The sequence below is a fragment of the Pontibacillus litoralis JSM 072002 genome (assembly GCF_000775615.1).
In the GTDB taxonomy this organism is placed as follows: domain Bacteria; phylum Bacillota; class Bacilli; order Bacillales; family BH030062; genus Pontibacillus; species Pontibacillus litoralis.
This window is the reverse complement of record NZ_AVPG01000013.1, coordinates 55,051-68,952: the sequence shown is the minus strand read 5'-3', so window position 1 is coordinate 68,952 and position 13,902 is coordinate 55,051. Positions and strand designations below refer to the sequence as shown.

Genomic DNA, 13,902 nt, shown 5'->3' with positions numbered 1-13,902 from the left:
ACTATTCGAAATAGGAAGGGCAGTTATACATTATGGCATATAAAGATGAGAAATTGCATGAAGAAAAGGTATTTAAGGACCCTGTTCATCGTTATGTTCACGTGCGCGATCGTGTCATTTGGGATTTAGTTGGAACCCCCGAATTTCAACGATTACGACGTGTGAAGCAATTAGGCACATCTTATTTAACATTTCATGGTGCAGAGCATAGTAGATTTAATCACTCGTTAGGAGTGTATGAAATCGTGCGCCGTATTATCGATAACTTTCAAAATAGAGAGCATTGGAATCATGAAGAGCGATTATTATGTTTAACTGCCGCCCTGTTGCACGATTTAGGGCACGGTCCGTTTTCCCATTCCTTCGAGAAAGTATTCAAGCTAGATCATGAATATTTTACTCGCGCCATTATATTAGGGGATACGTATGTTCATGCTATTTTACAGCGTGTAGCTCCCGATTTTCCGCAAAAAGTTGCTGACGTCATTAATAAAACGTATGAAAACAAATTAGTAGTGAGTTTAATATCGAGTCAAATTGATGCTGACCGGATGGATTATTTGCAGCGGGATGCTTATTTTACTGGTGTTAGTTATGGTCACTTTGATATGGAGCGCATTTTGCGAGTGATGCGCCCTATGGAAGATCAAGTTGTTGTCAAAGAAAGTGGCATGCATGCGGTAGAAGATTATATTATGAGTCGCTATCAAATGTATTGGCAAGTGTATTTCCATCCTGTAACGCGAAGTGCGGAGGTTATTTTGACAAAAGTGTTGCACCGAGCAAAGCAGCTTTATGAAGAGGGATATACATTTAAGTGTGCCCCTGTTCACTTTGAAACGTTTTTTAAAGGGGAACCTGATTTACAAGCTTACTTAAAACTAGACGAAGCGATTACGTTATATTATTTTCAAATGTGGCAAGAGGAAGAGGATCCGATTTTAAGCGATTTGTGCTGGCGATTTGTGAACCGAAAATTATTTAAGTACGTAGAGTTTAACCCGAATACACAAATGAACGAATGGATGGAATTGTACAAGCTATTTCAAAAGGCAGGAATGGATCCAGATTATTACCTTGTAGTTGATTCTTCTTCTGATTTACCATACGATTTCTACCGTCCTGGAGAAGAGGGTGAACGCTTACCTATTCATTTGTTATTGCCGAATAAAGAGCTGCAAGAACTGTCTAGGAAATCAGAAATTGTGGAAGCTATATCAGGTAAAAAACGTACAGACCACAAGCTCTATTTTCCTAAAGATTTAATAGAACGGTTGTCGAAGCGTAGTAAGACGAAGAAAAGGATTTTGGAAATTTTGTACGGCTAGGAGTGAAGTGTCGTGTTAAATGATCATGCTAAATTGGTGAAGTTTTTTTCGCAATGTAGTGAAGTAGTTGGTCGCAAGCGTCTACAGAAAATGATTTATATTTTGAAGAAGTCTGGATTTCCATTTGAAGAGCGTTATCAATTCCACTTTTACGGACCTTACTCAGAAGAACTAACGCTTCGGGTAGAAGAATTGTGTAATCTCGGTTTTTTACAAGAAACGTGGGAGAAAAAGAGCAACTATTACCAGTATCGCTACACGTTAACTTCTAATGGCGAACAATTTTTGAACCATTATGCGGATATGGATATGCCGTTTATGACAAGCTATATTGAGAAGATGAATGCGAGGAGTTCCCGCTTTTTAGAGCTTGTCTCTACGATGTTATACTTTGACGAACTTGGGAAAGAAGAAGTCGAGGCGAAAGTGCAAGTAGTGAAGGCGAAGCAAAATTATACACAAGAAGAACTAGAAGAAGCTTGGGCGTTTATTGCTGAGCTAGCCCATTAATAGTTAGGTGAGAACATTTCCATTTATCGTGTTGCCGTATACGATAAATGGAAGTGTTTTTTGATAAGTGTTAAAATGGGGAAAAACAGGTATGGAAAGGGGAATTTCATATGTTGAATTCCGGTTCAGATAAAAAGAAGAATCAGTTTACGATTATGAAAGACGATTCGACGGACGGTCATGGTGGATACGGTGTTGGCTCGATTAGCTTAGAAAATGTATCCCCTGTTTTCGTTTGTCCTGAGGATGGCACAGCGCAAGTCGATATGGGAGCGATGCATGCGCGAAGCGAAGTAGAGCGACGTGTGAAATTTAAAGCTGATAAAAGTATCGTGCCTAATCCAAAACTGTATTGGTTAGTATGGGTAACTGTTGATCGTAATGAACAAGGACCTTATTACGCAGGAGTAGCGGGGTGTGAAATGCTCGTTGATAAAGAAAATAGGCGCGGGTATAAATCGATGCCAGAGCATGTAAACAACATGGATAAATCATTAAAAGGAAAAATGGTAGTAGACCACATGGATGATGCATCGAAGCGTTTATTAGGACAGTTTTTACAGCAGCACAATGAAGAACTGTGGCATAACTCTTCGGAGCAGTTGAAACAAGCGTTAGATGTGTAAGTTAGGGAGGCCTCTTGAATAGCTTAAAGGTCAAATTGCTCGGTGAAATTGTGAACACGATGAAAAAAAGCTTTACAGAATAAATAGAACTAAACCTTGATGTGATAGGGTTTTAGGCTGTTTTGAATTTGACTGAAATGTGAATAAAGTATGAAATTGTTGAGGTTTTCGCTAGAACTTTGTAAAATATGAAGCACATGGGATATCAACATGTTTACTAGGACACAGAAAAAGATCGGCTCCCACACAGTGCCGATCTTTTTCTAATGGGACGGTTTTTTAATCTAAAAGAAGAAATCAAGCCACCCTCGTTTACCATCTTCCTTATTCCGTTCATCCGCTTCTCCATCGCTTGGGAGATGTTGTTCGCAATAGGCTTCTGGCTCTGTGCCTTTTACGAAATAAGAAAGTCTTTTGCTTGCACAATAAGGAGTAGCTCGCTGGCCGCTATGAGGATCGATATAAACCCCCACAACGCCTTTAGGGGGTGGGAATGAATGAAAGCTACTATTCTCGTGTATCTTCTCCATATACGTTGCCCAAATGTCTTTTGCGTATTGATGCTCCTTTACTTGCTCGATTGCTTTATTATCGTCATACCCCGTCCAAATGCCTGTAACGACTTCGGTACTATAACCGATCATCCAAGAGTCCGTTTGCGTTGTACCAGATTTTCCGGCGAACGGTTTCGTCAATTGTCCCGCAATGGAAGCACCTGTTACCTTCATGTAGTCATTTAAAGATTCGTCGAACATACCTGTTAGTAAATTTGTCATTACGTAGGCATTCTTTTCATTGAGGATTTGCTTTTGGTTTTCTACTTGCTGTTTGTAAATCACATCGCCTTTGTCATTCGTAATTTTCTTAATGACGTGAGGATGGATTTCTTTTCCGCCATTAGCGAACAAGCTATAGGAGCTTACCATATCCATCACGGATACGCTCGCTGTGCCTAGAGCTAAAGAAGGTACAGCTGGGAGGTCGCTTTTGATTCCCATATGGTTCGCTGTCTTTACTAAAGTCTCTTCTTCGAGAAATAGATTCGTTTTGACTGCATAAATGTTATCAGATAGTGCAACGGCTTGTGCGAGTGTGATAGGGTCATAGGCATAATACCCATTATAATTGCTCGGTTCATACACCGTTCCATCCTCTAATTTGAAATCCGTCGGCTTACTTAAAAGTGTTGTAGCCGGTGTGTATCCATGCTCTAACGCAGCATAGTACAATAAAGGTTTAAACGTAGAACCAGGCATACGCTTTGCTTGTACCGCACGATTATAGGAGCTGTCTGCATACGCTCTTCCGCCGACTAAAGCGACAATAGCCCCAGTTTGAGGGTTCATACTCACGACACCAATTTGCATTTGTTCTGATATTCCCATTTCCGCTTCAATGGCCCGCTCGAGCTCCCTTTGCGTATCTGTGTTTAAACTTGTATAAATGTGATATCCCCCTGAACGAACCGCTTCTGTATCTATATCAAGTATTTGTGCCGCTTCTTGTACAACGACATCTTGAAAGTATGGAGCGAATCGTTGTTCTTTATTTTGCTGTTGAGACGCAAGCTGGATAGGAGCTTCTTTTGCTTGGCGCCATTGTTGCTTGGTGATGACTTGTTCTTCTTTTAGTGTATTTAAGATAAGCTCTTGTCTTTGCTTGGCATTATCGTAATGGGTATGAGGGGAATAATAGGATGGCCCTTTAGGAATTGCCGCAAGCATAGATCCTTCTGCTATCGTTAGCTCATCGGCCTCCTTGGCAAAATAATAATGGCTAGCCGCCTCAATACCATAGGCACCATGTCCGTAATAAATGGTGTTCAAATACCCTTCTAGAATCGTATCTTTATCATAGAACATTTCTAAACGAATGGCATACATCGCTTCTTTCCATTTTCGTAACCATGTTTTCTCGTGAGTTAAATATAGATTTCGAGCGTACTGTTGTGTAATCGTGCTGGCCCCTTGTGCTTTCGTTAGCTGGCGCACATTATGATAAATGGCCGCTACAATCCGTTTGAAATCAAAGCCCCAATGTTGATAGAACCGCTTATCTTCTGTTAATAAAGTAGCTTGTACAAACGTTGGGTCCATTTCGTCTATTGCTATTCCGTATCGGTTTTCTTCTCCGTGCTCTACCCCAATTACTTGCTCTGCTTCATCATAAAATAGTGTGTTTTGTTCGCTTTTTAATGATGGCGCTCCAAGAGTGTAACAATAGAGCAATATACTAATGATGCCACACAGAAATAATACCGTCATCGCGCCTGTTACTCGTAAGAACCACTTGAATAGCTGTTTATTGTTCATAGCCACTCCCCATTTTTGGTGGTACATCTTTTTTATACCATTATGGCTATTTAAATTTTTTTTACACATAAAGTGTTAGAATTTATAATCTTATAAAAAATTGCTTGATTTTTTTGTGAGATTATCTATAATTTGATTGTTTGAAAGGCATGAAAAAGTGATAAGATAAACAAACAGCAATTCGGTTGTGTACATAGACAGGAGCGCGCATATGTCGTGCTGAAAGGGGTACTTATATGGAACTTTGGTATACAGAGAAGCAAACCGAACATTTCGGTATTACGGCAAAAGTTAAGAAAACACATCATACAGAGAAAACGGACTACCAGCAGCTAGACATGCTAGAAACAGAAGAGTGGGGCAATATGCTAACACTAGACGGGATGGTCATGACGACAGAGCGTGATGAATTCGTCTATCATGAAATGGTTGCCCACGTACCGCTATTTACCCACCCTAATCCGAAGCATGTCCTTGTTGTAGGTGGTGGAGACGGCGGGGTGATTCGGGAAATATTAAAGCACCCAAGCGTGGAAAAAGCAACACTTGTAGAAATTGATGGGAAAGTCATCGACTATTGTAAGCAATTTTTACCGAGCATTGCTGGAGAGTTAGACAATCCAAGAGTAGAAGTTAAGGTAGATGATGGGTTTATGCACATTGCTCAAAGTGAAGCGGCTTATGACGTCATTATGGTCGATTCTACCGAGCCGGTTGGACCAGCTGTGAACTTATTTACAAAGGGCTTCTATGCTGGAATTTCCAACGCACTTAAAGAAGATGGTATTTTCGTCGCTCAAACAGATAACCCTTGGTTTAAAGCAGATTTAATCCAACAAGTTTTTCAAGATGTGAGCGAAATTTTCCCCGTGACGCAACTATACACTGCTAATATCCCAACGTATCCAAGTGGTCTATGGACGTTTACCATTGGCAGTAAACGATATGATCCTTTAGAAGTGAAGGATGAGCGTTTCCATACAATCGAGACGAAATATTATACGCAAGAGCTTCATAAAGCCGCTTTTGCATTACCGAAGTTCGTCCAAGACTTAATCAAGTAAGGGGAGAAGAAAATGCGATTTGATGAAGCGTATTCGGGCAAGGTGTTCATTATGAGTCATCCTGTTGTAGAGGAAAGTAAAGCGATATTGTACGGCATGCCAATGGATTGGACGGTTAGCTTTCGGCCAGGGTCTCGGTTCGGCCCTAATCGAATTCGAGAAGCATCGTTAGGATTAGAAGAGTATAGCCCTTATTTAGATAAACATTTAGAAGAAGTACCTTACTATGATGCTGGTGATATTCCGTTACCTTTTGGGAATCCAGCTCGCAGTCTAGAAATGATTAAAGACTACGTTCGCAAAATAATAGCAATGGATAAGTTCCCGCTCGGAATGGGAGGAGAGCATCTCGTGACATGGCCAATTGTTCAAGCTATGTATGAGAAATATGCGGATATGGCTTTTATCCACATAGATGCTCATGCCGATTTACGGGAAGAATATGAAGGGGAGCCACTGTCTCATTCTACCCCTGTCCGCAAAATTTGTGACCTGATTGGACCAGAGAATGTGTACTCCTTTGGCACCCGTTCTGGTATGCGGGAAGAATTTCAATATGCTGCTACGAGTGGGATGCATATGGCGAAGTATGAAGTGCTAAAACCACTTAAGACTGTATTGCCACAGTTAGCTGGACGCAACGTTTATGTCACCATTGATATTGATGTGTTAGATCCGGCTTATGCACCAGGAACAGGAACAGCAGAAGCGGGGGGAATTAGCTCTAAAGAACTGTTAGCAGCAATCCACGAGCTAGCCCGTGCGGATATAAACATTGTCGGCGCCGATCTTGTCGAGGTAGCACCAGCATATGATCCAACAGAACAAACACAAATCGCCGCAAGTAAATTCATTCGTGAAATGTTACTCGGCTGGGTGAAATAAGTAAGTGCAAAGCCTTTTGTAATGGTACCAAACCATTATAGGAGGTTTTTTTGTATAAAGGTGTCCATCTATTGTATTTTTGTTGCGAAATTTTTATAATAGAAAGGTTAAGGAAACCGAACGTTTAAATAAAAAAAGAGGTGACACTCAAGTTGTCAGATGAGCGAATCCCCATTAAAGTAAGGTTAGTAACGGAAATGAAAGATCGAGAAGATAAACAGAAGGTGGTTGTAGAAGAGACTGGAGATTATATCCGTAAAGGTAATACGTCAGTGATACGTTATACGGAACACCATGAAGAAGAGCAACCGATTGATAATATGGTTACGATTAAGCCAGATAAAGTCATTGTTCGTCGCACGGGACCTGTTCATATGAATCAAATTTTTCAAGTGGAGCAGGTGACAGAGAATATATACCATCATCCATATGGGAATTTTCATATGCTAACGACCACGAAGTCTATTCACTTAGAGCAATCAGACGCACCTATAAAAGGGATGTTAAAAATGGTCTATGATTTAGAAATGAACGGGCAAGTGAAGCAACGACACCGCTTTTCATTACGCTTTCAAGAAGTGAACTAAATATTAGGAGGGCAAAGGATGAACATTGTAGAGCAAACGGAACAGAAATTAAAGAGTGAGATTATTCAAGCAGTACTCAAAGCAGAATTAGCAACAGAAGAACAAGTACCGGAAGTTATTCTAGAACAACCAAAGGATAAAAGCCATGGTGATTATGCGACAAATATGGCGATGCAGCTAGCAAGAATCGCGCGAAAAGCACCTCGCCAAATTGCTGAAGATATGATCGCTCATTTTGATACATCCAAAGCGTCCATCGAAAAAGTGGAAATTGCGGGACCTGGATTTATTAATTTCTTTATGAACAATCAATACTTAACCGAACTTGTGCCAACAATTTTACAAGCAGGTGATGCGTACGGCGCTAGTGAGGTTGGACAAGGGCGTAAAGTACAAGTCGAGTTCGTATCTGCTAACCCGACAGGCGATTTGCACTTAGGACATGCCAGAGGAGCTTCTGTAGGGGACGCAATGTGCAACATTATGGAGAAAGCAGGCTATCAAGTTAGTCGCGAATACTATATTAATGACGCAGGCAACCAAATCAATAACTTAGCAACATCCGTTGAAGCACGTTACATGCAAGCATTAGGGGAGGATTTCCCAATGCCTGAAGATGGCTATCATGGTAAGGACATTATCGGGATTGGCGAACAATTAAAAGAAGAATACGGTGATGAATGGAAACACAAATCACAAGAAGAACGACTAGCATTTTTCCGCCAGTACGGGTTACAAATCGAATTGAAGAAAATTGAACAAGACCTTGCTGCTTTCCGTGTACCATTTAACGAATGGTTCTCTGAAACTTCTTTATATGAACAAAATAAAGTTCAAAAAGCAGTAGATACCTTAAAAGAAAAAGGCTATGTATACGAGCATGAAGGTGCAACATGGTTCCGTTCAACAGACTTTGGTGATGACAAAGACCGCGTACTCATAAAAAATGACGGCTCATACACATACTTAACGCCAGATGTCGCGTACCATTTAAACAAACTAGATCGTGGCTTTGAAACGCTTATTAATATTTGGGGGGCCGATCACCACGGCTACATTCCGCGTATGAAAGCAGCTATCCAAGCACTTGGATACGAAGCAAATACATTGGAAGTAGAAATCATTCAAATGGTCAACCTTTTCCAAAATGGAGAAAAGGTGAAAATGAGTAAACGTACAGGAAAAGCTGTTACGTTGCGCGAGTTAATGGATGAAGTAGGAATCGATGCAATGCGCTACTTCTTCGTAATGCGTTCAAGTGATTCACATCTTGATTTCGATATGGACTTAGCAACATCAGAATCCAATGATAATCCAGTATTTTACGTACAATACGCACACGCGCGAATTTGCAGCATGCTTCGTCAAGCTGAAGAAAAAGGATATTCGTATCAAGAAGGAAGCGATCTCGCTAAACTAAACTCCGAAAAGGAAGAAGCACTACTTAAACGCTTAGGAGACTTCCCACAAGTCGTAGCAGATGCAGCTCAAAAACGCACACCACATCGCATGACACAATATGCATTTGACCTGGCATCCGACTTACACAGCTTCTACAACGCAGTAAAAGTAATTGACGAAAATGATGTACAAGGCACACAAGCAAGAATCGGCCTTATGAAAGCAACAAAACAAACGATTCAAAATGCGCTTAACCTAATCGCAGTATCCGCCCCAGAACGCATGTAAGGGGACAAAAAATCCTGGCCATTCGCCAGGATTTTTTTAATGGCGGTGGGACAGCACACACTATAAAAATGGACGCAGTATATAGGCAAGTCCCATTCGAATTTTGGTTCCATAATGGAATTGTTGCGTGTAATGCTCATGAAAGGGCTGGCTATCTTGCATATCATGATCAAAGGAAAGCCTTACTTCTTCCACAAACGCTTGGTCATATATAAGTGTATTGATTTCTTGATTCAAGTAAAGACTGCGGCGGTCAAAGTTAGCGGTTCCGATATCACAATACTTCTGATCGACGATGAACACTTTGGCGTGATAGAATCCTAAGTCAAAGAAATACACGTCACCGCCAGCAGCTCGCAAACGGTATAAATAGTGTAACCCTGCTTCTTTAACGAGAGGATGATCAGATTTCATTGGTACAATTACATGCACATGCACACCACGTTTTAATGCAGCTAACAAGCTTTGGAATAATCGTTCGCTCGGAATGAAATAAGGGGTACCAATGCATATTTCCTGTTCGGCTTCTTCGATCATTTCATGAAATACTTGTTCCAGAGGTGGGCCGTCAGTAGCGATGATGCGCATTTCTTTATTTCCTTCGTTCGTATTTTTCACAATGGGATGCTTCTGTTCTCCATTGGCAATATCCCAATCATCGTTAAAAACGGCCGCGTATGGATGGATTACTCGTCCCACTACTCGTAAATGATAGTCACGCCAGTTGCCAAGTCTTGGATCGCGGCTTATGTACTCTTTAGCGACATTGAAGCCTCCGACATAGGCGACTTTTCCATCAATGATAGTTATTTTGCGGTGGTTACGCCGATTCAATTGATAAAAAAAGAATGGGAAACGAGGTGTGGCAGTGTATGTGAATTGGACGCCCGCTTTTTTCAAATCCTTGATCATAGCCCTATTCACTCGATAGCCGCCAATCCGGTCGAGCATAAAGCGAACGGTAACTCCTTGGGTTGCTTTCTTTTTTAATAAATGTAAAAGCTCCATACTGATGGCGTCCTTCTTTACGATAAAGAAAAGCATGTCAATGTGCGCTTCTGCGTTTTGAATATCATGGAACAAATTAGTTAGAAAGCTATCCCCAATCGTATACAACGTGCAATCTCCTAATTGTTCGTCAAATTCTAAGCTCCGCACGTGTTTCATATGCTGCTTTTTGCCAAGTGTGTAGTCGATCCAAAGCAGTCCAGCAATGATACATAACACCAATAAACTAAGCAATAAAATCAAACGTTTCACATCCTCGTCCTTTTGACTGTAGCGTTCCCGAAAAACCATAAATCTACAACAAAATCCATATTAATAGTTGACTGAATGCTCATTCATTATTAATATAAAGGTATAGTAGTCAGAATATTTTTGTTGTTGTAATAATTTCGACATAATAAGCGTTGGGGGAAATCGAAACAGAGGGGGAAGTGAAATGAATTTGCTTTGGTTAAATTGGCTCTTATTTGTAGCGGTTACGGCGTATGGACTGTTTCTATTTGTGCAGGTTGTGCGTACGCGAATTGCATACATTCAGTTGGGTCAGAAAATGGAATTTGATTTGCAATGGAAAGAGCGACTGAAAGATATTGGGACGTATGTATTTGGACAGAAGAAACTGTTAAAGGACAAAAAATCTGGCGCCATTCATGTCATGATGTTCTACGGTTTTATTCTTGTTCAATTTGGTGCTATTGATTTTATCGTGAAAGGGTTATCGCCTGGATCACATCTACCACTTGGTCCACTTTATCCAGGCTTTGTTTTCTTTCAAGAGCTAGTGACGTTAATGATTTTAGTAGCAGTCATTTGGGCTTTTTATCGTCGCTACGTGGAGAAGCTCGTACGTTTGAAACGTGGGTTTAAGGCAGGCTTAGTGCTTATTTTTATCGGTACACTTATGTTATCCGTACTACTCGGCAATGGCATGGAATTAATATGGCATGGGGAAAGTGGATCGTGGACAGAGCCTGTAGCTTCCTTGATTGCTTTGGCATTCGGTTGGATTGGCAGTACAGCTGCTGCGGTAATTTTCTTTATTAGCTGGTGGGTCCACTTACTTATTCTTTTAACGTTTTTAGTGTATGTTCCCCAATCCAAGCACGCCCACTTAATCGCTGGCCCGGTAAACGTTTTTATGAACAAAGACAAGCGTACAGGTAAGTTGTCGAAAATTAACTTCGACTTAGATGAAGAATCAGAAGAGGATGTGTACTTCGGGGCAGGAAAGATTGAAGATTTTACTTACTTACAAATGATTGATTTATACGCATGTGTAGAATGTGGCCGATGTACGAACTCTTGCCCAGCAACAGGAACAGGAAAAATGCTGTCGCCGATGGATTTAATTGTCCGGCTGCGCGATCATTTAACGGAAAAAGGTGCAGCTGTTACGGGCAAATCACCTTGGGTTCCCGCTGGTGCGTTTGCTAGTACGCAAGGTAATCAGTTGGCGCAAATGGCGAGGGCTTCTCAAGAGTCAGCAGCAGCGTTAGACAACGTTAATAGTACAGCGTTAATTGGCGATGTCATTACAGAAGAAGAGATATGGGCATGTACAACGTGTCGAAATTGCGAAGATCAATGTCCAGTAATGAACGAGCATGTAGATAAAATTATTGACTTGCGCCGTTACCTCGTATTAACAGAGGGAAAAATGGACCCTGAAGCGCAGCGTGCGATGATGAACATCGAGCGTCAAGGGAATCCATGGGGGCTTTCTAAGAAAGAGCGCGAAAATTGGAAGGATGAAGGAGAAAGCGTTCAGATTCCGACAGTGAAAGAAGTCGAAAAAGCAGGAGAAACATTTGAATACTTGTTCTGGGTTGGTTCCATGGGCTCGTATGATAACCGTAGTCAGAAGATTGCGATGGCTTTCGCGAGGTTATTGAGTGAAGCTGGAGTCAAGTTTGCTATTTTAGGAAATAAAGAGCGTAACTCTGGTGACACAGCACGTCGATTAGGGAATGAATTTCTGTTCCAAGAATTAGCGGAGAAAAATATAAAAGATTTCGAGAAGCATAACGTGAAGAAAATCGTAACCATTGATCCGCATGCATACAATGTGTTTAAACGAGAATATCCTGATTTCGGCTTTGAAGGAGAGGTTGTGCACCATACAGAGCTGTTAGCGCAGCTTGTGAAAGAAGGACGCTTGCAACCGAAGTATGATGTGAATGAAACGATTACGTATCATGATTCTTGTTATTTGGGCCGTTACAACGAAGTGTATGAACCACCACGAGACATTCTTAAAATGATTCCAGGTGTCCAAATAGTGGAGATGAACCGTAATCGTGAAAACGGCATGTGCTGTGGAGCTGGAGGCGGTATGATGTGGATGGAAGAGAAATCAGGTAACCGTGTGAACGAGGCTCGAACAGAACAGGCACTTCAAGTAGCTCCAACTACTATTTCTAGTGGTTGTCCGTATTGTTTAACGATGTTAAGTGACGGAACGAAAGCGAAAGAAGTAGAAGATACAGTAAGCACAAGTGATATTGCAGAGATTCTAGCTCGGTCGATTTTTGGAGAAGAGAAAAAGGATAAAACTGCTTAAATGTCGAAATGGAGAGTGTACAGAACATTCGTACACTTTTCTATTCGTCTTTTGTTGAGCGACCGTTCAGTCGATAGCATACGTTTTCTATATTAAAAATGAAAGCGCAACCAATTTAAGGGAGGAAGTAAGATGACGAAAACGGTAATTGTATCGGGTGTAAGAACCCCGTTTGGAAAATTGGGTGGAAGCTTAAGTGCATTAAGTGCTGCACAATTAGGTGGAGTAGCCATTAAAGCAGCTTTAGAACGGGCAGATTTTGAACCTGAGAAAGTGGATGAAGTTATAATGGGGACGGTATTGCAAGGGGGACAAGGACAGATTCCATCAAGGCAAGCGTCTCGAAATGCTGGTATCCCGTGGGAAGTGAAAACAGAAACGATTAATAAGGTATGTGCTTCTGGAATGAGAAGTGTGACGTTAGCTGATCAGCTTATTCGCTTAGGGGATGAGCAAGTCATTGTTGCGGGTGGTATGGAAAGCATGAGTAATGCACCATACTTTATGCCAAAAGCACGCTTTGGCTTTCGCATGGGTGATCAAGTAGTAAAGGATTTAATGGTGCATGACGGATTAACGTGTACATTTAAAGGCGTGCATATGGGGACGTACGGTAACGAAACAGCTTCAGAATATGAATTAAGTCGAGAAGAGCAAGATGAATGGGCGTATCGAAGTCATCAATTAGCTGTTGCAGCAATGGAAAACGGTACATTTGCAGAGGAAATTACTCCAGTAGAAGTGCCACAACGTAAAGGAGATCCGCTTTTGGTAGAGAAAGATGAAGCACCGCGAAAAACTACGTCCGTAGAGGCGCTTCGTAAACTAAATCCTGTGTTCGATGCAAATGGAACGATTACAGCAGGAAACGCTCCAGGAGTAAATGACGGGGCAGGGGCTATGTTATTAATGTCCCAACAATACGCATCAGCACACGGGTATCAACCAATGGCGACGATTCTAGCTCATGATGAAGTAGCCGTAGAAGCGAAAGACTTTCCAAAAACGCCTGGTCTAGTAATGAACAGTTTGTTGAAGAAAGCAGGCAAAACGTTAGAAGAAATTGATTTATTTGAAGTGAACGAAGCGTTTGCTGCTGTATCGTTAGCAAGCGGCAAAATTGCTGGCTTAGATCTAGACAAAGTGAATGTCAATGGTGGAGCAATTGCGTTAGGCCATCCAATTGGCGCGAGTGGCGCAAGAATCATTATTACATTAATGCATGAATTGAAGCGCCGGGGAGGAGGCATTGGCATTGCTGCTATTTGTAGTGGAGGTGGCCAAGGGGATGCCGTCATGATTGAAGTACCCAAGCAATAACGAGCGTGAGAAA

General features: G+C 41.4%; 11 protein-coding genes. 9 read left to right on the top strand and 2 right to left on the bottom strand.

Going from position 1 to position 13,902, the window contains the following annotated elements; all coding sequences use genetic code 11:
* The first annotated feature begins 32 nt into the window (after positions 1 to 32).
* The 3 genes from N784_RS09670 to N784_RS09660 all read left to right on the top strand — a co-directional run bounded on the left by N784_RS09670 (position 33) and on the right by N784_RS09660 (position 2,464).
* Positions 33 to 1,328 carry an HD domain-containing protein gene (locus N784_RS09670; RefSeq protein ID WP_036834473.1) on the top strand — a complete coding sequence of 432 codons (1,296 nt, stop codon included), beginning with the start codon at positions 33 to 35 and terminating at the stop codon, positions 1,326 to 1,328.
* Positions 1,329 to 1,340: 12 nt separating this feature from the next.
* Positions 1,341 to 1,838 carry a YwgA family protein gene (locus tag N784_RS09665; protein ID WP_036834471.1) on the top strand — a complete coding sequence of 166 codons (498 nt, stop codon included), beginning with the start codon at positions 1,341 to 1,343 and terminating at the stop codon, positions 1,836 to 1,838.
* 110 nt (positions 1,839 to 1,948) lie between these two features.
* Entirely contained in the window at positions 1,949 to 2,464 is a 516-nt protein-coding gene (locus N784_RS09660) for a YwhD family protein (RefSeq protein ID WP_036834470.1), read from the top strand.
* Between the two features lie 284 nt (positions 2,465 to 2,748).
* Here N784_RS09660 and N784_RS09655 read toward each other — a convergent pair whose 3' ends face one another.
* On the bottom strand, positions 2,749 to 4,776 hold the full coding sequence (locus N784_RS09655; protein ID WP_084600221.1) for a transglycosylase domain-containing protein: 2,028 nt from the start codon (positions 4,774 to 4,776) through the stop codon (positions 2,749 to 2,751).
* Between the two features lie 236 nt (positions 4,777 to 5,012).
* Between N784_RS09655 and speE the strand changes: the two genes are divergently transcribed.
* From speE to argS, 4 genes are all read left to right on the top strand, one after another.
* Entirely contained in the window at positions 5,013 to 5,840 is an 828-nt protein-coding gene (gene speE / locus N784_RS09650) for a polyamine aminopropyltransferase (RefSeq protein WP_036834468.1), read from the top strand.
* Between the two features lie 12 nt (positions 5,841 to 5,852).
* Positions 5,853 to 6,725 carry an agmatinase gene (speB, locus tag N784_RS09645; protein ID WP_036834467.1) on the top strand — a complete coding sequence of 291 codons (873 nt, stop codon included), beginning with the start codon at positions 5,853 to 5,855 and terminating at the stop codon, positions 6,723 to 6,725.
* Between the two features lie 152 nt (positions 6,726 to 6,877).
* Positions 6,878 to 7,312, top strand: a complete 435-nt coding sequence (locus tag N784_RS09640; RefSeq protein WP_036834466.1) for a DUF1934 domain-containing protein — start codon at positions 6,878 to 6,880, stop codon at positions 7,310 to 7,312.
* Positions 7,313 to 7,330: 18 nt separating this feature from the next.
* Positions 7,331 to 9,001, top strand: coding sequence for an arginine--tRNA ligase (gene argS, locus N784_RS09635; RefSeq protein ID WP_036834464.1), 1,671 nt, complete (start codon positions 7,331 to 7,333; stop codon positions 8,999 to 9,001).
* Positions 9,002 to 9,061: 60 nt separating this feature from the next.
* Here the strand turns inward: argS and cls are convergent, their stop codons facing one another.
* Positions 9,062 to 10,261 carry a cardiolipin synthase gene (gene cls, locus N784_RS09630; RefSeq protein ID WP_232306004.1) on the bottom strand — a complete coding sequence of 400 codons (1,200 nt, stop codon included), beginning with the start codon at positions 10,259 to 10,261 and terminating at the stop codon, positions 9,062 to 9,064.
* 184 nt (positions 10,262 to 10,445) lie between these two features.
* On the opposite strand from cls, the gene N784_RS09625 reads away from it, so the two are divergent.
* Together N784_RS09625 and N784_RS09620 are read left to right on the top strand one after the other, a co-directional pair.
* Positions 10,446 to 12,569, top strand: coding sequence for a (Fe-S)-binding protein (locus N784_RS09625; protein ID WP_198134416.1), 2,124 nt, complete (start codon positions 10,446 to 10,448; stop codon positions 12,567 to 12,569).
* Between the two features lie 132 nt (positions 12,570 to 12,701).
* A complete protein-coding gene (locus N784_RS09620; RefSeq protein WP_036834463.1) occupies positions 12,702 to 13,889 on the top strand; it encodes an acetyl-CoA C-acetyltransferase in 1,188 nt (395 codons plus the stop codon).
* Positions 13,890 to 13,902 lie beyond the last annotated feature (13 nt).

What these genes read in the sequence shown, in the direction of transcription:
- N784_RS09670 (WP_036834473.1), top strand. Translation starts at nt 33, where the DNA reads ATGGCATATAAAGATGAGAAATTGCATGAAGAAAAGGTATTTAAGGAC.
- speE (WP_036834468.1), top strand. Translation starts at nt 5,013, where the DNA reads ATGGAACTTTGGTATACAGAGAAGCAAACCGAACATTTCGGTATTACG.
- N784_RS09625 (WP_198134416.1), top strand. Translation starts at nt 10,446, where the DNA reads ATGAATTTGCTTTGGTTAAATTGGCTCTTATTTGTAGCGGTTACGGCG.
- N784_RS09655 (WP_084600221.1), bottom strand. Translation starts at nt 4,776, where the DNA reads ATGAACAATAAACAGCTATTCAAGTGGTTCTTACGAGTAACAGGCGCG.
- N784_RS09620 (WP_036834463.1), top strand. Translation starts at nt 12,702, where the DNA reads ATGACGAAAACGGTAATTGTATCGGGTGTAAGAACCCCGTTTGGAAAA.
- argS (WP_036834464.1), top strand. Translation starts at nt 7,331, where the DNA reads ATGAACATTGTAGAGCAAACGGAACAGAAATTAAAGAGTGAGATTATT.
- N784_RS09660 (WP_036834470.1), top strand. Translation starts at nt 1,949, where the DNA reads ATGTTGAATTCCGGTTCAGATAAAAAGAAGAATCAGTTTACGATTATG.
- speB (WP_036834467.1), top strand. Translation starts at nt 5,853, where the DNA reads ATGCGATTTGATGAAGCGTATTCGGGCAAGGTGTTCATTATGAGTCAT.